The organism is Streptomyces sp. NPDC050528 (assembly GCF_044457795.1).
In the GTDB taxonomy this organism is placed as follows: domain Bacteria; phylum Actinomycetota; class Actinomycetes; order Streptomycetales; family Streptomycetaceae; genus Streptomyces.
Genome location: NZ_JBITHH010000016.1, coordinates 1 through 25,873 on the forward strand (window position 1 = coordinate 1; position 25,873 = coordinate 25,873).

Consider the following 25,873-nt stretch of genomic DNA (forward strand, 5'->3'; position numbering starts at 1 on the left):
GAGCACGGTGGGGCTCTCGACACCGCCACGCGCCGGTAGGCGCATATCGAGCACGGCAGCGCCCCGAAGGCGACCGAACCAAAAGAGGTGCGCGCGGGGTACCTGACCAACACCGGCCCACCCACGCGACTACACAACACCGGCCCCTCAGAGACCTGAGTCCCCGAGAATCACCAACCCCGTCAGAGCTTGACGATCATCTTCCCGGTGTTCTCCCCCCGCAGCTGCCCAAGGAACGCCTCCAGGTTGTTCTCAATACCCTCGACAACCGTCTCGCGGTACTTCAGTTCACCCGAAGCCACCCACGCCCCGACCTCCTGAACGAACTGCGGCTGCAGGTCGTAGTGGTCGCCGACGAGGAAGCCCTCGATGCGGCCGCGGGTCTGGATGAGGCGGCTGAGGTTCTGCGGGCCGGGGGCGGGCTCGGTGTTGTTGTAGACCGAGATCATGCCGCAAATGGCAATACGCCCACGCTCGTTCAGAGAACCGATCGCAGCCTCCAGGTGCTCGCCGCCGACGTTGTCGAAGTACACGTCGACGCCGTCCGGGGCAGCCTCGCGCAGCTGCTCGCTCACCGGGCCGTTCTTGTAGTTGAAGGCCGCGTCGAACCCGTACTCCTCCACAAGGAGCTTGACCTTCTCGTCGGAACCGGCGGAGCCGATGACCCGGGAGGCGCCCTTGAGCTTGGCGATCTGGCCGACCTGGCTGCCGACGGCACCCGCGGCGCCGGAGACGAAGACCGAGTCGCCCTCCTTGAAGGACGCGGTGCGCAGCAGACCGGCGTAGGCGGTGAGGCCGGTCATGCCCAGGACGCCGAGGTAGGTGGAGAGCGGGGCGAGGTCGGGGTCGACCTTGACGGCGCCCTTGGCGTCGATGGTCGCGTACTCGCGCCAGCCGCCGAAGTGCAGCACGTGGTCGCCGACCGCGAAGCCCTCGGCGTTCGACTCGACGATCTCGCCGACCGCGCCGCCCTGCATGACCTTGCCGAGCTCGAAGGGGGCCGTGTACGACTTGCGGGCGCTCATGCGGCCGCGCATGTACGGGTCGACCGACAGGTACTTGTTCCGCACCAGCACCTGGCCCTCGGCCGGGGCCCGGGTCTCGGTCTCCACCAGGGCGAAGTCCTCGGGCTTCGGCCAGCCGACGGGACGGCTGAGCAGGTGCCATTCGCGGTTGATCATCACAAGCGCCTTTCGTAGTGCGGTAATGCAGGGGACCGTGCGGGGTGATTCGGGGTGGTTCGCACACCGCCAAATACTTCAGTACCTGAAACAACCATGCTCCTGAATATTTCATGATGTCAAGTAACGGGGTACGCTGAGTCCATGGCCACACCCGAAAAGACGCGCCGCTCCGACCCCGTGACCATGGAGGTCGTCGAGCTGATCGGCGATGTCGTGGCGCGGTTCTACGCGGACTACGAGGAGGCGGCGGGCGACCACGCGCTGACCGGCGCGCAGGCCAGGCTGCTCAGCCTGCTGTCCCTGGAGCCGCTGCCGATGCGCAAGCTGGCGCGGAAGCTGAAGTGCGAGCCGTCGAACGTCACGGGGATCGTGGACCGGCTGGAGACGCGCGGCCTGGTGGAGCGCCGCCCCGACCCCGCCGACCGCCGCGTGAAGCTGGCGGCGGCCACGGAGGAGGGGCGCCGGGTGGCCCGTAGCCTGCGGGAGTCCCTACGGTTCGCGCGTGAGCCGCTCGCCGGGTTGTCGGACGAGGAGCGGCTGGCGTTGCGGGGGTTGCTGCGACGGATGCTGGAGGTCTGAACCCAGCGGCTCAGCACCACCGGCGACCCGGCGGCGGCACCACTCAGCCCCTAGGAACACCACCACAGGATCTGCTTGCAGGTTTCCGAGGGCGACGGTGTCGGGCTCGGGTCCGAGGTCGTCGGGTCCGAGGACGGAGTGGTCGCCGGGTCCGTCGAGGACGTCGACGCGGGGGACGTGGCGCCGCCGCCGGTGTCCGTCGTGGGGGTCAGCGACACCTTGGGGTCCTCGGTCTCCTTCGCGGACTTCGACGGGGACGCGGACGGCGACGCCGAGGCGTCCGGGGACGCCGTACCCGCGCTGGTTCCGACGGTCTTCGTGACGTCCAGGGGCTCCGCGGTCTGGCTGGCCTCCGCGTCCGCCCCGCCCTCCGCCGAGGCGTCCGGCGCCGCGGACTTCGAGGTCGAGAACGGCGCGTCCGTGCCGAGCTCTGCCAGGCTCAGGCCGCCCGCCGCCAGTACGAAACCGGCCGTTATCAGCAGCACCCGGCGCCGGCGCCTCCGGTGGGCCGCGGCCTTGCGATCGCGACGGCTCGCGCCCGGTCCGGCGTCGCCCTCGATGTCACCGTCGTCCTCGGCCGCAACATGAGCGGTGTCGACCCGCCCGCGCCCCCGGCTCTTCCGCCGCGCGGCACGCCCCTGGGGCTCGCCGTTCCCAGCGTCCTCCTCATGCCCGGCGTCGGGCGCGTCCGCAGCTTCGCGCGCGGCGGCGCCCGCGTTCGGGTGCGCGTCAACCGCGCCCGCGTGGGCCTGAGTTGAATCGGCTGACGGTTCGGCTGATGCGCCGCACCCCGGGCACGCGAGGGCGCCGTTCAGGTGCCGGCCGCAGGGGTGGCAGTAGTCCATGACGCGGGAAGAGTAAGTTCCTCACAGGTAACGTTCATAGTCACGGCTGTGAAAGTTGTGTAGGGACGCGGCGGGAAACGACAAGAATCGACACGAACCGCCGCCGCCGAGCGGTACGGCGATCACACCTCTTGCCGAAACCGTTACGTGTTCGACCCATTGACACCCCCGCCCCGGCATCCTTACTGTCTGCCCAGCATTTCGAACGTGAGCCGAAATTTCGAACAGCACTGAAGAGCACAGGGGGCAACTGCCGTGCGCATCACGGGAATCAGCACGCACGTGGTCGGGACGCCATGGCGCAATCTGACGTACGTCCAAGTGCACACCGACGAGGGCGTCACCGGTGTCGGCGAGACCCGGATGCTGGGCCACACCGACGCGCTGATCGGTTACCTGCGCGAGGCCGAGGCAAACCACATTCTCGGTTCCGACCCGTTCGCCGTGGAAGACCTCGTACGCCGGATGAAGTACGGCGACTACGGGCGTGCGGGTGAAATCGTCATGTCCGGCATCGCCGTGATCGAGATGGCCTGCTGGGACATCAAGGGCAAGGCCCTCGGCGTGCCGGTGTGGCAGCTGCTCGGCGGCAAGGTCACCGACAAGGTGAAGGCGTACGCGAACGGCTGGTACACCACCGAGCGGACCCCGGAGGCCTACCACAAGGCCGCGCAGGGGGTCATGGAGCGCGGGTACAAGGCGCTGAAGATCGACCCCTTCGGCACCGGGCACTTCGAACTCGACCACGAGCAGACCCTGTACGCGGTCTCCCTCATCGAGGCCGTGCGGGACGCGATCGGTCCGGACGCCGAGCTGATGCTGGAGATGCACGGCCGGTTCTCGCCGTCGACCGCCGTACGGCTCGCGCACGAACTCGCGCCGTTCAAGCCCGCGTGGCTGGAGGAGCCGGTTCCGCCGGAGAACCTGAAGGCGCTGGAGAAGGTCGCCGCGAAGGTGGACATCCCGATCGCCACCGGTGAGCGCATCCACGACCGGATCGAGTTCCGCGAGCTGTTCGAGAGCCAGGCCGTCGACATCATCCAGCCCGACGTCGGTCACATCGGCGGCATCTGGGAGACGCGCAAGCTGGCCGCGACCGCCGAGGCGCACTACGTCCTCGTCGCCCCGCACAACGTCGGCGGCCCGGTACTGACCGCCGCCTCGCTCCAAGTCGGCTTCTCCTCGCCGAACTTCAAGATCCTGGAGCACTTCAACGACTTCGCGGACGCCGACATCAAGAAGGTCGTCAAGGGCGCCCCGCAGGTGATCGACGGCTACTTCCACCTCTCGGACGCGCCGGGTCTCGGTGTCGAGCTGGACACCGACGCGGCGGCCGAATTCCCGCAGCAGCAGGCGCGGTTCGACCTGTGGGCGGACGGCTGGGAGCAGCGCAAGCCGAAGGGCACGCAGAAGTGAGCACCGCCGTCGTCATCGCGGCACCGGGCGAGCACCGGCTGGCCCCGCACGAGCCCCGGCGGCCGGAGGCGGGCGAGGCGCTGGTGCGCGTCCACGCGGTCGGCATCTGCGGCAGCGACCGCGAGGTGTACCAGGGCAACAGGCCCGAGGGCTACGTCCGTTACCCCCTCACCCCGGGCCACGAGTGGTCCGGCACGGTGGAGGAGGTCGGCGCGGGCGTACCGTCAACTCTGGTCGGCCGCAAGGTCGTCGGCGAGGGCTTCCGCAACTGCCAGGTCTGCGACCGCTGTCACGCGGGCGAGACGACGCTGTGCACGGCGGGCTACGAGGAGACGGGCTTCACCCAGCCCGGCGCGATGGCCACCACCCTCACGCTCCCCGCCCGCCTCCTCCATGTCCTCCCGGACGAGGCCGACTTGACGGCGGCGGCGCTGCTGGAGCCGGCGGCCTGCATCGCGGCCGCCGCGCTGAAGGCCAACGCCCGACCCGGTGAGCGGGTCGCGGTGGTCGGTACCGGCACGCTCGGAATGTTCGCGGTGCAGTTCCTGAAGGCGGGCTCACCGGCCGAGTTGCTCGTGGTGGGTTCACGCCCGGACCGGGCAGCCCTCTCCGAGCAGTTCGGCGCCACGGACTTCCGTACGAAGAACGAGCCCCTCCCGGACGACTTCGACGTGGTGATCGAGACCGCCGGCTCCGCGGACGCGGCCCGCACCGCCGCCTCCCTGCTCCGGCGCGGCGGACGCCTGGTCCTGACCGGCATCCCGGCGCCGGGCGCGGAAGGTCTCGACCCGACCGATCTCGTCGTACGGCAACTGGAGGTGCACACCGTCTTCGGGGCACCGCCGGACGCCTGGGCGCACACGGTGCGGGTCTTCGGGGCGGGCCTGCTCGATCCCCTTCCCCTGGTCACCCATGAGCTGCCGCTCGCCGAGTTCCCGCAGGCCATCGAGCTGGTGGGGTCCGGCGATCCCAAGGTCGGCAAGGTGCTGCTGCGGCCGTAGGACACCCCAGTCGTACGTCGGCACGGGGTGACCTGACCACCCCGTGCCGACGTACCACCAGAGCCTTTCGTACCCCGAGCCGCGAACCTCGTCCGAAATACCGAACGCGAAGGACAGCAAGTGACCGACACCGCCACGGCAGCCCGCCGGCCCGGGGAGCAGGCGCTCTCCGCGCTCGGCCTGGGCGCGCCCGCCCTCGACCCCGCCGACGCCTCGACCCACACCTTCCCGGACGGCGGTCGCTGGCGCACCGAGATCCCCTCGTGCGAGGGGCCCGAGGCGCTGGCGGTCATCCTCAAGGAGTCCTCGCGCCTCGATGTGCCGATCCACCGGATCAGCCAGGGCAGTGGCGTGTGGATGCTGACCGATGCCGAGATCACCGAGATGGTCGAGGCGACCGCCGAACGGGACATCGAGCTCTGCCTGTTCACCGGGCCGCGCGGTACCTGGGACATCGGAGGGTCGGTCCGTTCCGACTCGCGGGGCGGGGGTCTGCGTGCCCGGGGCCACGACGCGGTCGCCGGGTGCGTCGAAGACGCCGTGCGGGCAACGGAGTTGGGCGTCAAGTGCCTGCTCGTCGCGGACGAGGGTGTGCTGTGGACGCTGCACCGGGCGCGGGTGGCGGGGATCATCCCCGCCGACACCACGCTCAAGGTCTCGGCGCTGATCGGTCCGGTCAACCCGGCGGCGTACGCGGTGTACGAACGCCTGGGAGCGGACTCGCTCAACGTACCCAGTGACCTGACGCTGGATCACCTGACGGAGATCCGGCGGGTGTCGGCGGCTCCGATGGACATGTACATCGAGGCGCCGGACGATCTCGGCGGGTACATCCGGATGTACGAGGTCGCCGAACTGATCCGCCGAGGCGCTCCGCTGTACCTGAAGTTCGGCCTCTCCAAGGCTCCCGGCATCTACCCGTGGGGCACCCACCTGCGGGACGTCACCCTGGACACGGCGCGGGAGCGGGTTCGTCGGGGTCGGCTGGCCCTGGACCTGCTCGCGAGGCACGGCGCGGACGGCGACATGGCTCCGCTGGGGTCCAGGTTGCCGGGGTCTCTGAACCGTTTCCCCGTCGAGAGTGCCACTGACTGATCGACGGGGGCTGCGACCCGGTGGGGGCTGGTCGCGCAGTTCCCCGCGCCCCTTTGATGCCGGCCCGGGTTTTCAGGGGCGCGAGGAACTGCGCGACCAGCCCCCACCGGACCCGCACCACAAAACTCAACACGCACCACCCCGCATCCCGAACCACCCCCCACGCTCGCTGCCCCTCTCAACGACGAGAAGAATGAGGCCAGTTCACATGCGCATCCGCAGAAGCCGCGCCCTCCCCCTCATAGCCGGCGCCGCCACCCTCGCCCTGTCCCTGTCCGCCTGCGGCCAGAGCGGCTCGGGCGGCAGCAAGGAGAAGGAGAGCAGCGCCAAGGGCGGCACGATCGGCATCGCGATGCCGACGAAGTCCTCCGCGCGCTGGATCTCCGACGGCAACAACATGGTCAAGGACCTCAAGACCAAGGGTTACAAGACCAAGCTGGTCTACGGCGAGGACGACCCGGACACCCAGGTCTCGCAGATCGAGAACATGATCACGCAGGGCGTCAAGGGCCTGATCATCGCGGCCATCGACAACAAGTCCCTGAACAACGTGCTCCAGGAGGCCGCGGCGGCGAAGATCCCGGTCATCGCCTACGACCGCCTCATCCTCGGCACCAAGAACGTCGACTACTACGCGTCCTTCGACAACACGAAGGTCGGCGTGCTCCAGGGCACGTACATCGCGGAGAAGCTCGGTCTCACCAGCGGCAAGAAGGGCCCGTTCAACATCGAGCTGTTCGCCGGCTCGAACGACGACAACAACACCAAGTACTTCTTCAACGGCGCGATGAGCGTGCTCCAGCCGTACATCGACAAGAAGGAACTGGTCGTCAAGTCCGGGCAGACCGCTCTGAACAAGGTCACCACCCTGCGCTGGGACGGCACCAAGGCACAGAACCGCATGGAGGACATCCTCACCGGCTCCTACAAGAGCGGCCGGGTCGACGCGGTGCTGTCGCCCTACGACGGCATCTCCATCGGCATCCTGTCCGCGCTGAAGTCGGACGGCTACGGCTCCGCCAGCAAGCCGCTCCCGGTCATCACCGGCCAGGACGCCGAGCTGGCCTCGGTGAAGTCGATCATCGCCGGTGAGCAGACGCAGACCGTCTACAAGGACACCCGCCAGCTCGCCAAGGTCGCGGACACCATGATCGACGACGTCCTCAACAAGAAGACGCCGCAGACCAACGACACCAAGACCTACGACAACGGCACCAAGGTCGTCCCCGCCTACCTGCTCCAGCCGGTGAGCGTCGACAAGACGAACTACGAGGACGTGCTGGTCAAGGGCGGCTACTACACGGACTCCCAACTCAAGTAAGTCCGCAGGCAGTTACCCGACCCCACACGTGATTGGTAGGCACGACCATGGCGGGACCCGTCCTGGAAATGCGCTCGATCGTCAAGACCTTTCCCGGTGTCAAAGCGCTGTCGGACGTCACGTTGACGGTCCGTCAGGGCGAGGTCCACGCCATCTGCGGTGAGAACGGCGCCGGGAAGTCCACCTTGATGAAGGTGCTCTCCGGCGTCCATCCGCACGGCAGTTACGAGGGCGACATCCTCTTCGAAGGAGAGGAGTGCCGCTTCCGCGACATCCGGGCGAGCGAGCAGCGCGGCATCGTGATCATCCACCAGGAACTGGCACTGGTGCCGTTCCTCTCCATCGCGGAGAACATCTTCCTCGGCAACGAGCACGCCTCGCGCGGGCTCATCAACTGGAACGAGACGCTCAAGCACGGCACCGAACTGCTGCGCCGGGTGGGCCTGAGCGACCACCCGGAGACCCGCGTCGCCGACATCGGCGTGGGAAAGCAGCAGCTCGTCGAGATCGCGAAGGCGCTGTCGAAGAAGGTGAAACTGCTCATCCTGGATGAGCCGACGGCGGCCCTGAACGACGAGGACAGCGGCAAACTCCTCGATCTCATCCTGGAGTTGAAGAAGCAGGGCATCACCTCGATCATCATCTCCCACAAGCTGAACGAGATCCGCAAGGTCGCCGACTCGGTGACGATCCTGCGCGACGGCCGCTCCATCGAGACCCTCGACGTGAAGGCGCCGGAGACGACCGAGGAGCGGATCATCTCCGGCATGGTCGGCCGCGACCTCGACCACCGCTTCCCCGAGCGCACCCCGCACGAGGGCACGGCGGAGGCGGCACCCGCTCTGGAGATCCGCGGCTGGACGGTGTTCCACCCGATCGACCAGCAGCGCAAGGTAGTTGACGATGTGTCAATAAATGTGCGCAGGGGCGAGATCGTCGGCATCGCCGGACTCATGGGCGCCGGCCGCACCGAACTCGCGATGAGCGTCTTCGGCCGCTCCTACGGCCGTTACGCCGCCGGCACGGTCCTCAAGGACGGCCGGGAGATCCGCACCAAGTCCGTCGCGGAGGCGGTCAAGCACGGCATCGCCTATGTCACCGAGGACCGCAAGCACTACGGCCTCAACCTCATCGACACGATCAACCGGAACATCTCGCTGGCCGCCCTGGGCAAGGTCTCCCAGCGCGGTGTGGTCGACGAGCAGGAGGAACGGCAGGTCGCCGAGCGGTTCCGCAAGTCGATGAACATCAAGGCGCCGACGGTGTTCGAGCCGGTGGGCAAGCTGTCCGGCGGCAACCAGCAGAAGGTCGTCCTCAGCAAGTGGATCTTCGCGGGTCCCGATGTGCTGATCCTGGACGAGCCCACCCGAGGCATCGACGTGGGCGCCAAGTACGAGATCTACACGGTCATCGACCAACTCGCCGCCGAGGGCAAGGCGGTGGTCTTCATCTCCTCCGAACTGCCGGAGCTGCTCGGCATGTGCGACCGCATCTACACGATGGCGGCGGGCCGGCTGACCGGTGAGGTGCCCCGGGCCGAGGCCACGCAGGAAGTGCTGATGCGCCAGATGACGAAGGACAAAGAGGTAACCCGATGAGCACGGACGTGACCGCCAAGAGCCCGGCCCCCGCGCCACCGGGCAAGAGCGGATCGGCCGCGGGCGGCGGCCTGTTGCAGCTGATACTCGGCGGCCTGCGGCGCAACATGCGGCAGTACGGCATGCTGATCGCCCTCGGTCTGATCGTGATCTTCTTCGAGGTCTGGACCGGCGGGGACCTGCTGCTCCCGCGCAACGTCTCCAACCTGGTGCTGCAGAACAGCTACATCCTGATCCTCGCGATCGGCATGATGATGGTCATCATCGCCGGGCACATCGACCTGTCGGTCGGTTCGCTGACGGCGTTCGTGGGCGCCTTCGCGGCGGTCCTGATGGTCAATCACCAGGTGCCGTGGCCGGTCGCGTTGGTGCTGTGCCTGCTGATGGGCGCCGTCGCGGGTTCCGTACAAGGGCTGTTGATCGCCTACGCGGGCATACCGTCCTTCATCGTCACCCTCGCCGGGATGCTGCTCTTCCGCGGCCTCACGGAGATCCTGCTCCAGGGTCAGACGCTGGGCCCCTTCCCCAACGGCCTGCAGAAGATCGGCAACGGCTTCCTGCCCGCGGTCGGCCCGAACACCAACTACCACAACATCACCCTGCTGTTGGGCCTCGTGATGATCGCCGCGGTGGTGTGGCAGGAGGTGCGCGACCGGCGCCGGCAGCAGGAGTTCTCGCTCGACGTGCCGCCCACGAAGCTGTTCCTGCTCAAGCTCGTCGCGATCGTCGCCGCGATCCTCTGGCTCACGCTGCTGCTCGCCAGCTACGACGGCGCGCCGATCGTGCTGATCATCCTCGGTGTCCTGGTGGCCGGTTACGGCTACGTGATGCGCAACACCGTCTTCGGCCGCCACATCTACGCGATCGGCGGCAATCTGCCGGCCGCGAAGCTGTCCGGCGTCAAGGACAAGCGCGTCACCTTCCAGGTGTTCCTGAACATGGGCGTGCTCGCGGCCCTGGCGGGTCTGGTGGTCACCTCCCGCCTCAACGCGGCCTCGCCGAAGGCGGGCGACGGCTTCGAACTGGAGGCCATCGCCTCCTCGTTCATCGGTGGAGCCTCCATGAGCGGCGGTGTCGGCACCGTCCTCGGCGCCATCATCGGCGGTCTGGTCCTCGGCGTGCTGAACAACGGCATGAACCTCCTCAGCGTCGGCACCGACTGGCAACAGGTCATCAAGGGCCTCGCCCTGCTGACCGCGGTCGGGTTCGATGTGTGGAACAAGCGCAAGTCCGGATCGTAACTTCAGCCCGGGCCCCGTCAGTTGACTGTCTTTCGCACAGCACGGCGGGGCCCCTTCCATGTGCAGGAGCCGCTCAATGGAACTGAACAGACGCACGGTCATTGCAGGCGCCGCGGCAGCCGGTATCGCCGCGAGCGCGCTCGGTACGGGTACGGCAGAGGCGGCCTCGGGAGGCGGAAAGCCCGTGAAGGAACTCTTCGGGACCCTCGCCGACGGGACGAAGGTCTACCGCTGGTCGCTGGCCAACGGCGGCACCCGCCTGAAGGTCCTCTCCTACGGCGGCATCATCCAGTCGCTCGAACTCCCGGACCGGCACGGCAAGTACGCCAACGTGTCGCTCGGCTACGACAACCTCGCCGCGTACGTCGCCGGCACCACGTTCTTCGGCGCGACGATCGGCCGGTACGGAAACCGCATCGCCAAGGGCCAGTTCACGCTCGACGGCACCAAGTACCAGCTCTCCGTCAACGACGGCGTGAACAGCCTGCACGGCGGTGCCAAGGGCTTCAACACGAAGGTCTGGGACATCGAGCCCTTCACCAAGGGTTCCGACGTCGGCCTCTACCTCCACTACACCAGCGTGGACGGCGAGATGGGCTACCCGGGCACCCTCAAGACAAAGGTGACCTTCACCCTCACCAAGCACGGCGACTGGCGTATCGACTACGAGGCCACCACCGACAAGCCGACGGTCGTGAACCTCACCAACCACACGTACTACAACCTCGCCGGTGAGGGCAGTGGCACGATCGAGGGCCACGAGCTGACGATCGCCGCCGGCCGCTACACGCCCACCGACACGGGCCTGATCCCCACCGGCGAGCTGGCGAAGGTCTCCGGCACCCCCTTCGACTTCCGCAAGGGCAAGCCGGTCGGCCGGGACATCCGCGCGGGCCACCCGCAGCAGGTGCAGGCCAAGGGCTTCGACCACAACTGGGTCCTCGACAAGGGCGTCACCGCCAAGCCGGAGCACATCGCGACCCTGCACGACCCGCACTCGGGCCGCACCCTGAAGATCGCCACGGACCAGCCGGGCCTGCAGTTCTACTCGGGCAACTTCCTCGACGGCACGCTGATCGGCACCTCCGGGCGCACGTACCGCCAGGGCGACGGCCTGTGCCTGGAGACCCAGCACTTCCCGGACTCCCCGAACGAGCCGTCGTGGCCGACGACGGTGCTGCGCCCCGGCCAGACGTACCGGACGACGACGATCCACTCGTTCAGCGCCTGAAGTCCCACCACTGACTGCTGGTTCGGACCCGGGGTTCCCGAACACACACCATTTTCACATCCGTTGAACAGCGCCACTCGCGTATCCGTATTCATGGGTGGCCCGTGCTCCCCCGCGCGGGCCACCCAAGACGACGGGCCCGGTCGTCCCCGCCGGGCCCGCCTTCATACGGAGGTTCCATTGGCCGACTCCAACGTCACCTCGCTGTTCCGCAGTACGGCGGCACACAGCCCGTCGATGGCGGCGTTGGCGCGTGAGAGCGACGGCACCGGTCCCGTGGACTTCTGCATCCCGTGCAACCCGTACTTCCCCACCCCCGCCATGTTCGACGAGATGGCGGCCCGGCTGCGCGAGATCATCACGTACTACCCGAGCAGCGCCGACACAATTACGGCCGAGCTCTGCAACCTGCTCCAACTTCCGCCGCAGTGCGTGGCGATGGGCAACGGTTCCACCGAACTGATCACCTGGATCGACCACTTGATGGTCCGGGAGTCCCTCGCCATCCCCGTCCCCACCTTCGGCCGCTGGACCGACCAGCCCATGGAGACCGGCAAGCGGGTCGACATGTTCCCGCTGCAGGAGTCCAGCGGCTTCGTTCTCGACCTCGCGCAGTACGCCGAGTTCATCCGCAAGCGCAACACCAAGGTCGCCGTCATCTGCAACCCGAACAACCCCGACGGCGGCTTCATCCACAAGCAGGCGCTCGTCCAGTTCATGGACGCGATGGCCGACCTGGACCTCGTCATCATCGACGAGTCGTTCCTTGAGTTCGCCGACGCCGAGGTCGAACCCAGCGTCGTACAAGAGGCGATGCTCCGCCCCAACGTGGTCGTCCTGCGCAGCCTCGGCAAGAACTTCGGCCTGCACGGCATACGGTTCGGCTACCTCGTCGCGAATCCCGCGCTGGCCGGCCGAATCCGCACGATGCTGCCCAAGTGGAACCTCAACGCCTTCGCGGAACATGTGGTGTTCATCCTCAAGGAGCACGGCGCGGAGTACGCGCAGAGCCTCCAGCAGGTGCGCCGCGACCGGCTCGACATGGCGAGCCATCTCTCCGCGCTGCCCGGCCTGACGGTCTATCCGTCGCAGGGCAACTTCCTCTTCGTACGCCTCCCCGTGGGCGCCGAGGGAACGGTGGTCCGGGACCGGATGCTGACCGAGCACCGCATCCTGGTCCGCGAGTGCGGCAACAAGATCGGTTCGTCCAGCCGCTTCCTGCGGCTCGTGGTGCGCCCCCAGACGGACGTGCGTCGCCTGGTGTCCGGCATGGAACAGGTGCTCTACGGGACCAGGAGGGGAGCCGCCGTACCCGAGCTGGGTACAGGGACCAACTACAGCTCGGGTACGGCGGCCGTGGATCGTCTGGTCGGGGCGACGAACGGCGCCGGGATGCAGAATCTCGCCGCGCAGGCCCTCGGTACGGGTACGTCGGGGGTCGGCATGCCGATGCCGGTGCCGATGCCGGTGCCCGCGGCGGCTCAGATGCCGATGCAGCCTCAGCCGGTGCCCATGCAGATGCCTCAGCCGCAGCCTGTGCCGCAGCCCCAACAGCCGCAGCCCCAGCCGCAGTTCGAGCCGATGGTGGCCGCCGCGCAGGTTCAGCAGATGCCGATGCAGCAGGCTCCGCCGCCGCAGATGCCCCAACAGCCCTACGGTGTCCCCGCGCCGGCGCCCGCCCCAATGCCTCAGGGGCCGACCCCCACCGGTGTGCCTGCGCGTAATGGGCTTACTGCGGCGCAGGTTCGGGGGGCTACCAGTCCCAATGGGATGCAGAACCTGGCGCCGGCGCCCGCTACTGGGTGGCCTAATGCGCAGAGTTGGCCTAATGCGGCGGGGATGGGGCAGGCGGGCTGAGGTTTCGTTGCCGGGTGCGGGTGCGTGGGGGCTGGTCGCGCCCACGCGGCGGAGCCGCACAATGTCACAGCCCCGCGCCCCTAGAGGGCGTCGCCCCTTACCGCGTTTAGGAGTGAGGCTCCTAGCGGTAGCGACTGGCAGCCCTGTACTTCGAAGCCTGCCTTCTCCAGCAACTGCCGGTAATGATGCTCGTCGCGTTCCTGGCCGCCCACGTTGCACAGCATGTGGACGTCCCATGCGACTGCCGTTGGAGTGGGCAACAAGCGCTCCACCACCAGGAGTTGGGCGCCGGGACGCATCGCGTCCGCGCACCTGCCGAGGATCGTCAGGCAGCGGTCGTCGTCCCAGTCGTGGAGGACTCGGGAGAGGAGGTAGACGTCTCCGCCCTCCGGTACGGAGCGGGTGAAGTCGCCGGCGACGAAGGAGCAGCGTTCGGGGAGGTGGGGGCGGGCCGCGTCCAGGGCGCCCGGGCGTTCGTAGAGGACGCCCTCCAGGTGGGGGTGGGCTCGGAGCAACCGGCCGAGCAGCGCGCCGTTTCCGCCGCCTACGTCCACCACCCGTCGCGCCTTCGAGAAGTCGATCAGGGTGGGGACCGGGGTGAACATCTCCGCGCTGGAGGCCATCGCGCGGTGGAACAGGCTTCCCAGTTCGGGGTGTTGGGCGAAGTACGGGAAGTGGTGCTGGCCGTTGCGGTGGGCGAAGGCTTCCTCGCCGGTGCGTACGGAGTGGGTCAGGCCGGCGAAGGAGTCGTAGAACGGGCCCGCGTAGAGCTGGGCCAGCGGGGCCAACGAGAACTCCGTTGCCGTGCGCAGGGGTTGGCCTGCCGCGGTGAGGTGGTAGGTGTCGTCCGCCGCCGTCAGTAGGCCCAGGGTTGTCAGGTAGCGGAGCAGGCGGCGTAGTGCGTCCGGGTGCGTCGAGGTGAGTTCCGCCAGCCTTGCCGCCGACATGCCGGGGTGCTCCGCCAGGTGGTCCGCGATGTTCAACTCGGCCATCGTGGCCACCGCTTGGGTCGCCCACGCTCCGGTCATGACCGTGAGCAGGGTTGTCGTCGGGTCGGGGAGGGGCAAGTGGCGGCCGGGGAGGCGGAGTTCGAAGCGGCGGTGGGTGGTCGTGCGGTGGTAGAGGACGGTGACGTTCTCGTGGCCGTTGTAGCCGCCGCCGTCGGGGACCGCGCCGCCCCGCTCCTGGAGGAGGAGTCGTAGGCCTGCGGGGACCACCGGGCCGGGGGCCGTGACCGCGAAGGCGTGGTGGGACTCGTGGTCCGCCTCGCGTTCGTCGGCGGCCACCGCCTCCAGTGCCGAGTCGGGGGGTACGGGGAGCGCGAAGATCTCCACGCTGCGGGTGCCGACCGCCACGTGCACGATGCCTACCGGGATGTCGGCGAGTTCCGGGCCGTAGCGGCGGGTCAGGCGGTCGCGGACCACGACGCTCGGGGTTACCGGGCCCGGTTCGTGGCCGAGGCGTCGGAGTTCCTCGCAGAGGCCGTCCAGGGAGTCGGGGAAGACCAGGACCGCCGTGTGGTCGAAGACCAAGTGGCGTGCCACGTCCGCCCGTTCGGCGGGGGTGAGGGCCGGGAGGAGTTCGGCCAGGACCTGGTCCGTGTCGTGGGTCTCGACGTAGGCCGCCGCGCGCTCGATGCGTGCTGCGTCGGCCGCGGCGAGGCGTGCCTGTACGACGGGGAGGTTCATGAAGGGGTTCCCGGTGAATCGTGGGGACGGAGACGGGAGTTGGAAGGCAGGAGAGGGCTCAGATGCCGGTGTAGTTCTCGGCGAAGAAGTCCTGGTGCGTGCGGGAGGTGCGCAGGCTGTCCAGGCGGGCGTACTGGAGCGCGCGGCCGTAGCGGGCGTGGGCCTCGACGGTGTGCTCGGCGTCCTCGGCCGACGGACCGTGCAGCAGGCCGCTCATCCAGTGCGAGAACTCGTGGGCCCGCCAGACACGGGGCAGGCAGTCGGCGGCGTAACGGTCGAGGTCGCTGTCGTCGGCGTGCTTCAGGGCCGACGTCAGTGCCTGGGCGAGGCGTTCGGCCTGGAGTACGGCGAGATTGGCGCCCTTGGCGGCGGAGGGGCTGATGAGGCCGGCCGCGTCGCCCGCCAGCCAGAGGCGGCCTTCGCCGAGGGTGTCGAAGACGTCGGAGCGCAGGTCGACGACCGCCTTCTCCAGGACCGGGCCGTCCTTGAGCTGCCCGAACTCGTCGACGCGGAACCGGGTTTCCAGTTCGGCCCAGATCCGGTCCTCGCTCCAGTCGGCCGGATCGGTTCTGCGCGGGCACTGGAGGTAGTAGCGGGTGACGGTCGCCGTGCGGGCCATGTGACCGGCGAATCCCCGTTCGTGCAGGGCGTATCCGACGGCTTCCATGCTGGGCCCGGCCTCGACCAGGACCGCGAGCCAGCTCACGCCGTGGTCCCAGCGGGCGGTGCGTGTCCCGTGGGCGGTCATGGTGGCGCGGGCGACTCCCCGGTGTCCGTCGCACCCGGCGACGTAGCGGCCGGTGACGTCCGTGCCGTCGGACGTCCGCACCCGGCCGTCCTCGGAGATCTCCTCGACCTCCGTGCCGAAGCGGAGCTCGCCGCCGCGTCGGAGGTACTCGGCGAGGAGATCCCGTACCAACTCCTGCTGGGGGTAGACCGTGTGGACCTCGCCGCGCCCCAACTCGCCGTAGTCGAGGGTGAATTCACCGCGCTCACTGCGGAAGAGACACGTCCGGTGGGTGTGGCCCTTGGCCAACAGCCCGTCCGCCAGGCCGTGTTGGGTGAGGACGCGGACGGAGTGGGCGGCCAGGAATCCCGCTCTGGCCCGCCCCTCCACCGCCTCGCGGCCACGCCGTTCCAGGATCACGCAGTCGATACCGCGGTCCAGCAGCAGGTTCCCCAGGACGAGCCCCGCCGGGCCCGCCCCGACGATCACCACCCCGGTCCGTGCCCCGGAGTCGAATCGTTTCCCCACATCCACCCCTGATCTTGCTTTTTCGGCCAAGGGGTTTCATATCAGCCAGATCAGGGTGATGAGGAATCGAAAGCGGCTTCTTAGCCCATAAGGGCCAACTGGGCATATGTCACTGGCTGTTGTCGCCAGTGACCGCTGTCGTCAGTGGTCGTTCTCCAGGTGCAGCTTGAGCAGGTCCACGCCGTAGTCGCCCCCGTTGGGGGTGCGGATGATGGTGTGGATGTGCTGCTGGGTGGGGGTGCCGTTGGGCCCGCTCATTCCCCCCTTGGTTCCGTACGCGAGCGGCGACTGGGCGTCGTACTCGATGAGGACGACCGGGCTGTGCACGCGGTAGTAGAAGGCGGAGGAGTCCTTCGTCTCGCCCATCCAGTAGAAGTAGGTCGAGTCGAGGTGGTCCTCGACCTCCGACATCTTCACCTCGGCGTGGCCGTCGTTCATGTTGCCGACGTAGACGCGCACGAGGTCGAGCAGGTTCTGCTTCTGCGCGCTGGTGAAGTCCTTGGCGACGAGCCCCTGGTAGGCGAGCTTGGCGTTGTCCTGCCCGGCGCCGGCCTTCATGTCGTCGCCGGACTTCTTGGTGCCGGAGATCACCTTGGCGCGCTGGGCGGCGGTGAGGGAGCGCAGGAGGGTGAGGCCCGCCTTGGTCTCCGTCTTGAAGAGGGTGATCTTCTCGCCCTTGTAGGTGGCGGAGGTCGGTTCGGAGCCCATGAAGGTCGGGGTCATCACGACCTGGTCGCCGAGCACGAAGTAGTTGATGGCCACGTGGTGGCCCTCGTACTGGAAGCCCCACGGCTTGGTGGTGGACGGTGTGCCCATGAAGGTGAAGAAGTACGCGCCCTCGGTGAGCGTCTCCCGGTTGCCGCCGCTGTAGTCGCCGAGGAAGGCGTTCAGCTTCATGATGTTGCGGGTCTGGGTGAGCCCGTCGGCGGAGAGGGCGGCGCCGAGCAGCGCGTAACCGAGGTTGCGCTGGGTGGCGGTGATGTCGCCCATGCGGACGCCCTTGCGCTGGTACCCGTCGACGTTGCTCCAGGCCAGCCACTCGTCATTGTCGACGTCGAACGTGCAGGACTTGCGTTCCTTGGCGCTGAGCCCGTCGAGAAACGCCTGCGCGGCCTTGACGATCCCGTCCGTCGACACGTCGGTGGCGTGGATCGAGTAAAGCCCGTCGGTGATCGTGCCGTTGGTCGAAACGCCTTTGAAATCGGCGTACTTGACCTCACTCTGCCCGGGACCCATCCCGCTGCCACCCCCTCCCCCGGGCCCGCCGGAAGGCATCGCGCCGGTGGGCATGCCACCGCCGGGGCCGCCCGAGGGGGCGCCGTTCGGGGCGCCGGAGGACGAGGACGCGGTGGCCGTGTCGGAGGCGTCCGACGAGCAGCCGGTCATGGTCGCCACGGCGGCGACTCCGCCGGCGAGCAGCGCCTTGTTCATGAACCAGCGGCGGCTGCGGTCGGCTTCGGGGGTGCGGGGGCGGTGTCCGTGCATACCGGCCAACCTCCCGCACCAACCTGAGCCGAACCTGAAGCCCCGTCCAGCGCCCTGACCAGTGCCGACCACCTGGGCAGGTCGATTTCCACCCTTACGGTCCTGCCGGGAGGCGGCACCCGATCGACCACCTCCCACCGGTCCGCGAGCGCCTCGACGAGCACGAGCCCGCGCCCGTTCTCGTCGAGCGGTTCCGGCTGCCGTACGGCTCCGGGTGCGGGCGGACGCGGTCCGGTACGGGTGTCGGTGACCTCGATGCGGACGCTTCCCGTGACGAGGGAGAGCCGGAGTTCGAAGTCCCGCCCCGGTACGCGGCCGTGGGTGACGGCGTTGGCGGCGAGTTCGGCGACGATCGCGGCGGCGGTGTCGGAGGCGTCGCTGCCGTGCGGGATGCCCCAGGCGTGGAGTTGGTGCAGGGCGAGATGCCGGGCGAGGCGGGCGCCGCGGGGGGTGGGGCTGAGGCGCTGGGCGAACGTACGTACGGTGACGGGGGGTTGGGTGGTCATGGGCCCAATGTGGCGTTCGGGATGGGCAGTTCACCAGCACCTCACTGCGTACGCTGCCGGAGCGTACGCGGTCACGGGCTGGACAGTACACATCACGTTCCGTGATCATGGGGCGCCGGAGGTGGGTGACCATGGCGGATGGTGGCGAGCCCGAGAGCTCAGACAGTCTGCGGACGTTCGGGGCGATGGTGCAAGGCCTACGCGAGTTCTACGGGTTGAGCCGGGAGGAGTTCGGGAGGCAGATCGGATACTCCAAACACACCGTGGCGTCCGTCGAGTTGGGGCGGCGCATGGCGGACGAGGACTTCATCGAGGCGGCGGAACCGGTACTCGGCAACACCGGCGCTGTGCGCAAGGCTGCGGGGTTCGTGGAGCGGAAGCCGGGACTGGCGACCTGGTTTCAGCGATGGGCTCGGCAGGAGAAGACGGCGGTCACGCTCTTCAACTACGAATGCCGGATGATCCCGGGGTTGTTACAGACGGAGGCGTATGCACGCCAGTTGTTCGCCGACGAGTTGCCGCCACTGACCGACAGGCAGATCGAGGCCAACTGGACCGCGCGAGAGGAACGTCAGCGCCTGCTGCGCGAGCGGCCGAACACCACCTTCAGCTTCATCATCGAGGAGCAGGTGTTCCTGCGCCGCACCGGCGGGGCCGAGATCACCCGCGGAGCCATCGAACACCTTCTGGAGATCGGCCAGTTGCGGAACGTCGAGATCCAGATCGTGCCGCTCGTCCAGAAATCACATGCCGGACTGCACGGCCCCATCGCCCTGTTGGAGACTCCCAAGCACAAGTGGTTCGGATACAGCGAGGGTCAGGAGAGCGGGCTGTACATCTCCGACCCGAAAGCAATCAGCGTGCTCCAGATCAGGTATGCCAGGATGCGTTCACAGGCTCTCACCCACGAAGACTCAATGAGCCTGTTGCAACGGATGCGAGGAGACCTATGAGCACGCCCGAACTCGCCTGGTTCAAGAGCAGCTACAGCAGCGGCTCCGGTGACAACTGCGTCGAGATTGCCCTCTCCTGGCACAAGTCGAGCTACAGCAGCAGCGCTTCCGGCGACTGCGTCGAGATCGCCTCCTGCCCCTCAACCATCCACATCCGCGACTCCAAGCACACCCAGGGTCCGCAACTCGCCCTCACCCCCACCACCTGGACGGAATTCCTCGTCACCCTGTGATCGGGGACTCCGCGATGCAACCGCCGGCGGTCGCCAGCCCACCGGCGCTCTGTTCCTCAAGCACCTTGCCCTTGTAAGTGATCCGGCACTCGACCTCCGCGCCCAAGATGTCCGCGGCGACCGGCATGACCGCCGCGGGCATGATGCCGCGCAGGGTGACCGTCTTGGTCCAGGGCAACTTGGGGTTGGTCACCGTCTCGACCTTGGGGTCCATCGCCTTGCCACCTCCGCCGTGGAAGCCGATCGAGTCGACGTTCTTGCCCGTGACCTCGTAGGTGACGACGTACGTCTCGTTCACTGCCTTGTCGACCTGGTCGACCGCCTCGGAACACGAACTCAGGCCCAGCGCAAGGCCGGTGACGGCGGCGGCGCAGACGGCAGTGCGGGTGGCGCGGATGGCGCGGGTCATGAGGATCCCCCCGGATCATGATCGTGAAGGTCGGTCGAACCCGCAGCCAATAGCAAAGAGAAAGTAAAGTCAAACGCGAGTGGCACGTAAGATCCCCGCATCACATGGTCCGGGGGGAGATCACATGTCGCACGTTTCCACGCCGCTCGCCAGAACGCTGGGCGGGGCCGCCCTGTTGTCGACGGCCGTCGCCTGGGGCGCGGCCGCGTTGCAGTACGACCCCCACGACCCGCGCCTCGACATCCTCGTACCGCTGGCCCTCGCCGCGGTGTTCGTCGCGGGGTGGTTGCTGGCCTGTCGCGCGGCGCCGCTCGTGAAACCGCTGCCGGTGACCGGTCCCGCGCGGGAGGCGATACCCGGCAGGCTGGGCACGGTGCGGCGGGACTGGGGGCTCGTCGCGACGGCCTACCTCGTCGTCTGGGCACCGTTCGCGGCGGCCAACAGCGCCTACAACGGCTGGGGTTCGGATCTCGGTGTCGTGTACTGCGTGCTCACCTTCCTCCTCGGCGCCGTGCTGTCCGTGTGCAATCTCGCCCTGCTCCAGAGCTGGCTCGGCCGCGAGCAGCGCATGCTCAAGGAGGACGCCGCCGCGGGCGGTGTGCACGCGGTCCGCGTCCGGTTCGGCACCCCCGTGCTGGAGACGTACCGGTACCCGACCGGGCAGGGTGTCGGCAAGATCGCCGCCCGTGCCACCTACGGCGTCGAGTTGGTGCACGAGGACGACACGGACGGGGAGCGGATCGTCCGGCTCCAGGCGATGGACGCCGGTCACAGCGGCGCCGTGGGCAACAAGCACCTTGGCCAGGCGGCCGCCCAACTCGCGGGCCACGAGGGCTGGTTGTGCTGGCCCACCCGGTGGCGGGACATCGCCGGTACGAACAAGGAACGCTTCGTGTCCGCCGCGTTCGTCTCCGACTCCGGGCACGTGGTCTGGGGGCGGACACCGGAGGAGGACTACGAGCACTTCCTGCGCGACGATGCCGCTCCCCTGCGGAAGACCGATCCCGCGCTCGCCGTCACGCCGGTGCCCCGGCCCGCCCGCTACCTCCCGAAGGTGCACGTCGTGCACCTGCGCATCGCGGCGGTCGGCGCCCTCTTCGCCGCACCGTTCCTGCTGGACGTCGTACCGCACGGGATCGGTCTGCTGCTGGGCGTGGTCTCGGGGGCGCTGGGGATCTTCGCGGGGATGACGCTGGACTCGGTGCCCGTGGACCACGAACTGTGGACCGAGCACACGACGTCAGACCCGTCCCTCCAGTAAGTCCGCGCGTTCGGCCCACCGCCGGGAAAGCGACACCCGCCAGTGCGATGATGCGGCCATGGCACAGTCACCGCAGGAACCCCAGGAACCCCAGGAATCCCAGGAACCCCAGGACTCCTCGGTCACCGAGGACGGAATGACCGCGGCTCAGGCCGTCGACCGGATCGAGGCCGCCGCGCATCCGCGTCCGCACGATCGTCGCCTGCACGCCCGCGGGGCCGTGTACGACGCGCGGTTCGTGCCGACCGGGCGGATCGCGCAGTGGACGACCGCCGCCTGTCTCACCGCCGAAGCCGACGCAGTGATCCGGTTCTCGAACGGCTCGGGCAACTTCGCCGCCGACGACCGGGCACGGGGCGTACGTGGGATGGCGGTCAAGTTCCTTGAGGGGGACGGCAGTAGCGATGACGTCAAGGCCGTGATGGACCTCGTCGCCGCGAACTTCCGGGTCTTCCCGAGCCATAATCCCGAGGGGTTCATCGAGCTCGTCGAGGCGTTGGGCATGGCGGGCACCGAGGGCGGGTTCGCCGACCGGGCCAAGGGGAAGCTCGCCGCCGCCGGGAAGTTCGCGACCGTGCTGGCCCAACACCCGGAAAGCCGGGGCGCGTTGAAGTCCTTCGCCGGGCAGCAGGCGCCCGCCAGTTTCGCCACCACGCGCTACGACGGGCTGCACGCCTTCGTCCTCGTCGACGAGTCGGGCGTACGGCGCCCCTTCCGCTACCGTCTCGTGCCCCAACTCGGCGAGGTCGAGATCGATCCCGCGTACGCCGCGACCCTCGCCCCGGACTTCCTCATCGGGGACCTCGACTCCCGCCTCGAATCCGGGCCCGTCACCTTCACCGTGGTGTACCAGCTCGCCGAGCCGAACGACCCGACCCACGACCCCTCCCAGGCATGGCCGGAACACCGCCCGCTGATCCCGGCCGGCCACCTCCACGTGACGGCCCGCTCGCCGCGCGAGGACCACTGGCAGCACCAGGTCTTCGACCCGACCCGCCTCGCCCCCGGCGTCGAAGCCTCCGACGACAAGATGCTGGCCTTCCGCCGCCACGCGTACTCCGTCTCGGCGGAACGCCGGCTCGCTCCCTAGGGCCTGTCCGGCGGATCGGGTCGCAGGAAATCGGCGGCGCCTGACCAACTCCGGTGAGCGGGGCGTGGTGCGTGCAGCTGCAAGGCGGAGGAGGGAGTCGACGCGGAGCGTCGGCGACCGACGACAACGCCGCTGGGGGTCCCCCACGCTTTAGGCAGTGGGGGAGTGCGTGCCACGCCCCGCGTCTGCGGCATGATCCGCCGGAGAGGCCTAGCCCAGCCCGGGGAACACCCGTCAGCCCGTGGCGCGCCCGTCGATGTACGGCCGTAGCGGCTGCCGTGCCGCGACCTCGGCGAGGCGAGGCAGCGGGCGGCCCGGGGCCAGGCGCGCGGCCAGCCAGCCCCACAGGGCGAGGTTGACCTGGGGCGAGCGTTCGGGGGCGCAGTGGCTGGCGTTCTTGATCACCCACACGGTCGTCTCCGGCCGCCCGGCGAGTCCTACGGTGTCGCCGAGCGGGACGTAGACGTCGTCGGCGCCGTTCACCGCCAGCAGCGGCGAGCCACCGGCACCGGCCTTGTCGAGGAGGCCCTGCTCGCGCAGGGAGAAACTGGCGAGCAGGTCGGCGATCCCGGCCTCGTCGGGCAGGGCGTCCAAGTGCAGCGCGTTGCCGACGATCCCCGGCATGCCGTGCGGCAGGTTGAGCAGGTCGATGGGTTCGTCGGTCAGGCCGGTCGGGCCGCCGAGGTCGACCGCCGCGTCCACGTGGCCGGCGAGGGCCAACTTGGCCGCCCAGTGCGCGCCGAAGCTGACGCCGTAGAAACCGACGGGTTGGCCGTAGGCGCGCCGGAGTTGGGAGACGAGGCCGACGAGGACGCGGTCGGCGTCGGGGGCGAGCGGGACCGTGGATTCGCCGGTGCCGGGCATGTCCACGGCGGCGACGAGGAGGCCGGTGGCGCGGGCGGTGGCCACGGCCAGGCGGTGCAGGTCCATTTTCCAGGTGTCTACGCCGCCGCAGAGGACGATCACGCCCGGGCGGGCCACCCGCCGTCGTTGGAAGAAGTGGACGGGGACGGGCTCGGGCACGTTCAGTACCGCGCGCTGGAAGCGGACCGGGAAGCCGGGTGCGGCTTCGAGGTATGCGGCGAGTTGGTGCTCTTGCGCGGCCCGCCGTTCGTCGGTCGCCAGGCACGGGAAACGGGCCGCGCCCCAGCACAGCGAGGCGAGCAGCGGGTCGCCGGAGGCGTGGGCACGCTCGGCCTCGGCCGACCACACAGGTACCCAACTCCCCACCCCCGTCCCCCACATGTCGGTGATCCGGGTCCGGGCGCGGTCGACGACCGGGTGCGGGATCCTGAGCGCCACGAACTGCCGGGTGCGCTCGTCGAACAGGTCGTCCGGTTCCACGGGGAAGGTGAACATGCCCTCTAGAATGCGAGTAATACTCAGCTTCTGACAACTCGCATTGGACCCCGGATCCGCCCATGTCCACACCGCGCAAACGCCCACGTCAGCAGCGGTCCCAGGAGACCTACGACGCGATCCTGGAAGCGGCTGCTCAGCTTTTCGAGGCCCTCGGTTACACCGGCGCGACCACCAACAAGATCGCGGACCGGGCCGGGGTGTCGATCGGCTCGCTCTACCAGTACTTCCCGAACAAGGACGCGCTGCTGTACGCGTTGGGCGAGCGCCACGTGCACGCGCTGGCCTCGGCGATGAACGCGGCGATGGCGGACCTGCGCGAGGCAGCGCCCCCGCCCGAGGAGACGATCCGCACCCTGTACTCGACCCTGGCCCAACTCCACGACACAGACCCGCACTTGCACCGGCTCCTCTACGACCAGGCTCCGCGCCCGGCCGCCGCGGCGGCCCAACTCCGCGCATTCCAGACCGAGATGGCCACGGAGGTGGAACACCACCTCCGCCGCCTCGACTTGGGCGCCCCCGACCCCACGCTGACCGCCCTGCTCCTGGTCCAGGCGGCCGAGGCCCAGATACACGGCGCGATCCTCGACCCACCGGCAGGCCGCACCCCGGCCGAGTGCGTGGAGGCGGCGATCGTCATGTGCCTGGCGGCGCTGGGCGTCCGGCCGACGACGTAGAACGGCGCTACGGCCGTGTCCGGGCGGCGGCGAGTTCCCCCACGGCCGCGAGGTCGTGACAGTCACCCGCGGCACCGCCCCCGCACCACCACACCAGCCGCTCGCTTTCGCCCTCGCCCCACCCCTCCCAGTCGGCCCCCGTCCCCTCGGGGCGAACATGCGTACCGGTCCGATGGGACGGACACACCGGCCACGCCCGCCGGAGCCGGTCGGCCACCGTCTCCTGGGCCGCGTCCGCCACGAGGCCGAGGGCGTCGTCGTCGGGGGCGTCGTCGTCCGGTTCCTGGAGACCCTCGTGGTGCCAACTGCCGTCGGACACGGCGACGTAGACCTGCTCGTCCCAGACCATCAGCGCGAGGGGCGGCTGGTCGGGCAGGGTCGCCGCGAAGTCGCGGTTGACGGTGTCGAGGGCGGCCTGAAGTCGCGGGTAGCGGCCGGGTTCCGCGCGTTGGGGGTCGAAGGGCTTCATCGGGTGATCTTCCCCCACCGGGCGGAAACGACTGTCCGAATTACCGAGTTACCGGGTACTGGCGGGCCGAGCCGCCTTCCAGGCGAGGTAGTGCCGGGTGGGCGCGTCGGTGAACGAGATATGGCGCGGGGTCCAGCCCAGGAGGCGGTGGGCCTTGGCGCTGGTGACCAACTCGTCCTGGTCGGCGGCCAGTTGCATCATGCCGCCGGCCTCCGCGCTCTCCAGGGCGATCTCTCCGGTGTGGCCCGCGGCGCGTACGGCGGTGCGCTGCAGGTCCAGGGCGGTGAGGCGCTGGTCGTCGGCGATGACGAAGGTCTCCCCGTCCACGGCGGCCGGGTTGTCGAGGATGCGGACGTAGGCCTCGGCGACGTCGTCGACGTGGACCCAGCTCCAGCGCTTGGCGGTGTCGCCGTAGAAGACGGGGTTGCCCGCCTCGGCGGCGGCGAACCACTGGGCGGTCATGGAGGTGGTCGCAGGGCCGCCGTACATGAACCCGGGGCGGACCACGGTGTGGGCGAGGCCTGACGCGCCCAACTCCCGTTCCAGCGCGAAGCGGAAGCCGATCGGGCTCTCGGGGTTGCCGGGGGTGTTCTCGTCCATGAGGGGCAGGCCGGTGCGGCCGTAGGAGGAGATGCCGGTGGTGTAGACGAGGTGGCGGCTACGGCCGTCGCGCTCCTGGGCGGCGAGCAGTTCGGCGAACAGGCGCTGGTCGCCGCCGATCGGGTCGCTCATGTCCATCAGCAGATGAACAACCGCGTCGGTGCCGTCGAGGTGGTCCCGCCACGTCTCCGGCTTGCCGAAGTCGCCCTCTACGGCGGTGACTTCGTCGGCCGTGAGCGCGTGGGCCGCAGGGGCGGAGGTGTCGCGCGCCAGGCCCAGAACGGTGTGTCCGGCACGGGCGAGTGCGGCCGAGACACGGCGTCCCGCGTAGCCGGTGGCGCCGATGACGAGGATCTGCATGAGAGTGCTCCGTGTGCTGTGTCGTGCCGCGGGTGGGGCGGCGGGGTCAAGTGACGGGTTCGGGTGGGGAGTTCAGGGGGTGGTGGCGAAGAAGCGGGTGAGGCGGTCCGGCGTCCGAGCCAGGTTGTCGGCCGCGAAAGTGCGCGCGGCTCCCGGG

General features: G+C 69.0%; 25 protein-coding genes. 15 read left to right on the forward strand and 10 right to left on the reverse strand.

Features of this window, described 5'->3' with window-relative positions; all coding sequences use genetic code 11:
* Positions 1–182: 182 nt before the first annotated feature.
* Positions 183–1,181: an NADP-dependent oxidoreductase gene (locus ACIBK4_RS41635; RefSeq protein ID WP_399003831.1), complete on the reverse strand. Its 999-nt coding sequence runs from the start codon at positions 1,179–1,181 to the stop codon at positions 183–185.
* Positions 1,182–1,325: 144 nt separating this feature from the next.
* Here ACIBK4_RS41635 and ACIBK4_RS41640 point away from each other — a divergent pair, with 144 nt between their 5' ends.
* The gene (locus ACIBK4_RS41640) at positions 1,326–1,763 is read left to right on the forward strand and encodes a MarR family winged helix-turn-helix transcriptional regulator (protein ID WP_399003833.1); all 438 of its coding nucleotides are present in this window, start codon (positions 1,326–1,328) and stop codon (positions 1,761–1,763) included.
* A 50-nt stretch (positions 1,764–1,813) separates the two neighbouring features.
* On the opposite strand, the gene ACIBK4_RS41645 is transcribed toward ACIBK4_RS41640, so the two are convergent.
* Positions 1,814–2,248 (reverse strand): hypothetical protein, encoded by a 435-nt coding sequence (locus tag ACIBK4_RS41645; protein ID WP_399003835.1) that lies wholly within the window; start codon positions 2,246–2,248, stop codon positions 1,814–1,816.
* 18 nt (positions 2,249–2,266) lie between these two features.
* Between ACIBK4_RS41645 and ACIBK4_RS41650 the strand changes: the two genes are divergently transcribed.
* From ACIBK4_RS41650 to ACIBK4_RS41690, 9 genes are all read left to right on the forward strand, one after another.
* Positions 2,267–2,521 carry a hypothetical protein gene (locus ACIBK4_RS41650; protein ID WP_399003837.1) on the forward strand — a complete coding sequence of 85 codons (255 nt, stop codon included), beginning with the start codon at positions 2,267–2,269 and terminating at the stop codon, positions 2,519–2,521.
* A 342-nt stretch (positions 2,522–2,863) separates the two neighbouring features.
* Positions 2,864–4,024 carry a mandelate racemase/muconate lactonizing enzyme family protein gene (locus ACIBK4_RS41655; protein ID WP_399003839.1) on the forward strand — a complete coding sequence of 387 codons (1,161 nt, stop codon included), beginning with the start codon at positions 2,864–2,866 and terminating at the stop codon, positions 4,022–4,024.
* Positions 4,021–5,025, forward strand: a complete 1,005-nt coding sequence (locus ACIBK4_RS41660; protein ID WP_399003841.1) for a zinc-binding dehydrogenase — start codon at positions 4,021–4,023, stop codon at positions 5,023–5,025. The genes ACIBK4_RS41655 and ACIBK4_RS41660 overlap by 4 nt, the downstream gene beginning before the upstream one ends.
* Before the next feature lie 120 nt (positions 5,026–5,145).
* A complete protein-coding gene (locus ACIBK4_RS41665; protein WP_399003843.1) occupies positions 5,146–6,120 on the forward strand; it encodes a hypothetical protein in 975 nt (324 codons plus the stop codon).
* 208 nt (positions 6,121–6,328) lie between these two features.
* Positions 6,329–7,441, forward strand: a complete 1,113-nt coding sequence (chvE, locus tag ACIBK4_RS41670; protein WP_399003845.1) for a multiple monosaccharide ABC transporter substrate-binding protein — start codon at positions 6,329–6,331, stop codon at positions 7,439–7,441.
* Positions 7,442–7,488: 47 nt separating this feature from the next.
* Positions 7,489–9,039, forward strand: coding sequence for a multiple monosaccharide ABC transporter ATP-binding protein (gene mmsA, locus ACIBK4_RS41675; RefSeq protein ID WP_399003847.1), 1,551 nt, complete (start codon positions 7,489–7,491; stop codon positions 9,037–9,039).
* Positions 9,036–10,280, forward strand: coding sequence for a multiple monosaccharide ABC transporter permease (gene mmsB / locus ACIBK4_RS41680; protein WP_399003849.1), 1,245 nt, complete (start codon positions 9,036–9,038; stop codon positions 10,278–10,280). The genes mmsA and mmsB overlap by 4 nt, the downstream gene beginning before the upstream one ends.
* Positions 10,281–10,356: 76 nt before the next feature.
* Positions 10,357–11,511 (forward strand): aldose epimerase family protein, encoded by a 1,155-nt coding sequence (locus ACIBK4_RS41685; RefSeq protein WP_399003851.1) that lies wholly within the window; start codon positions 10,357–10,359, stop codon positions 11,509–11,511.
* Positions 11,512–11,691: 180 nt separating this feature from the next.
* Positions 11,692–13,368, forward strand: coding sequence for a pyridoxal phosphate-dependent aminotransferase (locus ACIBK4_RS41690; RefSeq protein ID WP_399003853.1), 1,677 nt, complete (start codon positions 11,692–11,694; stop codon positions 13,366–13,368).
* 80 nt (positions 13,369–13,448) lie between these two features.
* Here ACIBK4_RS41690 and ACIBK4_RS41695 read toward each other — a convergent pair whose 3' ends face one another.
* From ACIBK4_RS41695 to ACIBK4_RS41710, 4 genes are all read right to left on the reverse strand, one after another.
* Positions 13,449–15,056, reverse strand: coding sequence for a methyltransferase (locus ACIBK4_RS41695; protein WP_399003855.1), 1,608 nt, complete (start codon positions 15,054–15,056; stop codon positions 13,449–13,451).
* 58 nt (positions 15,057–15,114) lie between these two features.
* A complete protein-coding gene (locus tag ACIBK4_RS41700; protein ID WP_399003857.1) occupies positions 15,115–16,311 on the reverse strand; it encodes a 4-hydroxybenzoate 3-monooxygenase in 1,197 nt (398 codons plus the stop codon).
* Between the two features lie 141 nt (positions 16,312–16,452).
* Positions 16,453–17,796, reverse strand: coding sequence for a DUF3500 domain-containing protein (locus ACIBK4_RS41705; protein ID WP_399003859.1), 1,344 nt, complete (start codon positions 17,794–17,796; stop codon positions 16,453–16,455).
* Positions 17,739–18,302 (reverse strand): ATP-binding protein, encoded by a 564-nt coding sequence (locus tag ACIBK4_RS41710; protein ID WP_399003861.1) that lies wholly within the window; start codon positions 18,300–18,302, stop codon positions 17,739–17,741. Before ACIBK4_RS41710 ends, ACIBK4_RS41705 begins: the two co-directional genes overlap by 58 nt.
* Positions 18,303–18,409: 107 nt before the next feature.
* Between ACIBK4_RS41710 and ACIBK4_RS41715 the strand changes: the two genes are divergently transcribed.
* Together ACIBK4_RS41715 and ACIBK4_RS41720 are read left to right on the forward strand one after the other, a co-directional pair.
* Entirely contained in the window at positions 18,410–19,255 is an 846-nt protein-coding gene (locus tag ACIBK4_RS41715) for a Scr1 family TA system antitoxin-like transcriptional regulator (protein ID WP_399004231.1), read from the forward strand.
* On the forward strand, positions 19,252–19,488 hold the full coding sequence (locus tag ACIBK4_RS41720; protein WP_399003863.1) for a DUF397 domain-containing protein: 237 nt from the start codon (positions 19,252–19,254) through the stop codon (positions 19,486–19,488). The genes ACIBK4_RS41715 and ACIBK4_RS41720 overlap by 4 nt, the downstream gene beginning before the upstream one ends.
* On the opposite strand, the gene ACIBK4_RS41725 is transcribed toward ACIBK4_RS41720, so the two are convergent.
* The gene (locus ACIBK4_RS41725; RefSeq protein WP_399003865.1) at positions 19,478–19,897 is read right to left on the reverse strand and encodes an MmpS family transport accessory protein; all 420 of its coding nucleotides are present in this window, start codon (positions 19,895–19,897) and stop codon (positions 19,478–19,480) included. The two genes, ACIBK4_RS41720 and ACIBK4_RS41725, sit on opposite strands and share 11 nt — an antisense overlap.
* A gap of 124 nt (positions 19,898–20,021) precedes the next feature.
* Here ACIBK4_RS41725 and ACIBK4_RS41730 point away from each other — a divergent pair, with 124 nt between their 5' ends.
* Both ACIBK4_RS41730 and ACIBK4_RS41735 read left to right on the forward strand, forming a co-directional pair.
* Positions 20,022–21,158: a hypothetical protein gene (locus ACIBK4_RS41730; RefSeq protein WP_399003867.1), complete on the forward strand. Its 1,137-nt coding sequence runs from the start codon at positions 20,022–20,024 to the stop codon at positions 21,156–21,158.
* Between the two features lie 58 nt (positions 21,159–21,216).
* Positions 21,217–22,248 (forward strand): catalase, encoded by a 1,032-nt coding sequence (locus ACIBK4_RS41735; RefSeq protein ID WP_399003869.1) that lies wholly within the window; start codon positions 21,217–21,219, stop codon positions 22,246–22,248.
* Positions 22,249–22,482: 234 nt separating this feature from the next.
* On the opposite strand, the gene ACIBK4_RS41740 is transcribed toward ACIBK4_RS41735, so the two are convergent.
* Positions 22,483–23,607 carry an alpha/beta hydrolase gene (locus tag ACIBK4_RS41740; RefSeq protein ID WP_399003871.1) on the reverse strand — a complete coding sequence of 375 codons (1,125 nt, stop codon included), beginning with the start codon at positions 23,605–23,607 and terminating at the stop codon, positions 22,483–22,485.
* 62 nt (positions 23,608–23,669) lie between these two features.
* On the opposite strand from ACIBK4_RS41740, the gene ACIBK4_RS41745 reads away from it, so the two are divergent.
* On the forward strand, positions 23,670–24,287 hold the full coding sequence (locus tag ACIBK4_RS41745; protein WP_390159258.1) for a TetR/AcrR family transcriptional regulator: 618 nt from the start codon (positions 23,670–23,672) through the stop codon (positions 24,285–24,287).
* Positions 24,288–24,294: 7 nt separating this feature from the next.
* Here the strand turns inward: ACIBK4_RS41745 and ACIBK4_RS41750 are convergent, their stop codons facing one another.
* Positions 24,295–24,756: a hypothetical protein gene (locus ACIBK4_RS41750; RefSeq protein ID WP_390159260.1), complete on the reverse strand. Its 462-nt coding sequence runs from the start codon at positions 24,754–24,756 to the stop codon at positions 24,295–24,297.
* A 48-nt stretch (positions 24,757–24,804) separates the two neighbouring features.
* Complete coding sequence (locus tag ACIBK4_RS41755) at positions 24,805–25,716, reverse strand: NAD-dependent epimerase/dehydratase family protein (protein ID WP_399003874.1); 912 nt, start codon at positions 25,714–25,716, stop codon at positions 24,805–24,807.
* Between the last annotated feature and the right edge of the window lie 157 nt (positions 25,717–25,873).

What these genes read in the sequence shown, in the direction of transcription:
- ACIBK4_RS41640 (WP_399003833.1), top strand. Translation starts at nt 1,326, where the DNA reads ATGGCCACACCCGAAAAGACGCGCCGCTCCGACCCCGTGACCATGGAG.
- ACIBK4_RS41740 (WP_399003871.1), bottom strand. Translation starts at nt 23,607, where the DNA reads ATGTTCACCTTCCCCGTGGAACCGGACGACCTGTTCGACGAGCGCACC.
- ACIBK4_RS41710 (WP_399003861.1), bottom strand. Translation starts at nt 18,302, where the DNA reads ATGACCACCCAACCCCCCGTCACCGTACGTACGTTCGCCCAGCGCCTC.
- ACIBK4_RS41735 (WP_399003869.1), top strand. Translation starts at nt 21,217, where the DNA reads ATGGCACAGTCACCGCAGGAACCCCAGGAACCCCAGGAATCCCAGGAA.
- ACIBK4_RS41685 (WP_399003851.1), top strand. Translation starts at nt 10,357, where the DNA reads ATGGAACTGAACAGACGCACGGTCATTGCAGGCGCCGCGGCAGCCGGT.
- ACIBK4_RS41755 (WP_399003874.1), bottom strand. Translation starts at nt 25,716, where the DNA reads ATGCAGATCCTCGTCATCGGCGCCACCGGCTACGCGGGACGCCGTGTC.
- mmsA (WP_399003847.1), top strand. Translation starts at nt 7,489, where the DNA reads ATGGCGGGACCCGTCCTGGAAATGCGCTCGATCGTCAAGACCTTTCCC.
- ACIBK4_RS41695 (WP_399003855.1), bottom strand. Translation starts at nt 15,056, where the DNA reads ATGAACCTCCCCGTCGTACAGGCACGCCTCGCCGCGGCCGACGCAGCA.
- ACIBK4_RS41730 (WP_399003867.1), top strand. Translation starts at nt 20,022, where the DNA reads ATGTCGCACGTTTCCACGCCGCTCGCCAGAACGCTGGGCGGGGCCGCC.
- ACIBK4_RS41715 (WP_399004231.1), top strand. Translation starts at nt 18,410, where the DNA reads ATGGGGCGCCGGAGGTGGGTGACCATGGCGGATGGTGGCGAGCCCGAG.
- ACIBK4_RS41745 (WP_390159258.1), top strand. Translation starts at nt 23,670, where the DNA reads ATGTCCACACCGCGCAAACGCCCACGTCAGCAGCGGTCCCAGGAGACC.
- ACIBK4_RS41725 (WP_399003865.1), bottom strand. Translation starts at nt 19,897, where the DNA reads ATGACCCGCGCCATCCGCGCCACCCGCACTGCCGTCTGCGCCGCCGCC.
- ACIBK4_RS41705 (WP_399003859.1), bottom strand. Translation starts at nt 17,796, where the DNA reads ATGCACGGACACCGCCCCCGCACCCCCGAAGCCGACCGCAGCCGCCGC.
- ACIBK4_RS41720 (WP_399003863.1), top strand. Translation starts at nt 19,252, where the DNA reads ATGAGCACGCCCGAACTCGCCTGGTTCAAGAGCAGCTACAGCAGCGGC.
- ACIBK4_RS41750 (WP_390159260.1), bottom strand. Translation starts at nt 24,756, where the DNA reads ATGAAGCCCTTCGACCCCCAACGCGCGGAACCCGGCCGCTACCCGCGA.
- chvE (WP_399003845.1), top strand. Translation starts at nt 6,329, where the DNA reads ATGCGCATCCGCAGAAGCCGCGCCCTCCCCCTCATAGCCGGCGCCGCC.
- mmsB (WP_399003849.1), top strand. Translation starts at nt 9,036, where the DNA reads ATGAGCACGGACGTGACCGCCAAGAGCCCGGCCCCCGCGCCACCGGGC.
- ACIBK4_RS41635 (WP_399003831.1), bottom strand. Translation starts at nt 1,181, where the DNA reads ATGATCAACCGCGAATGGCACCTGCTCAGCCGTCCCGTCGGCTGGCCG.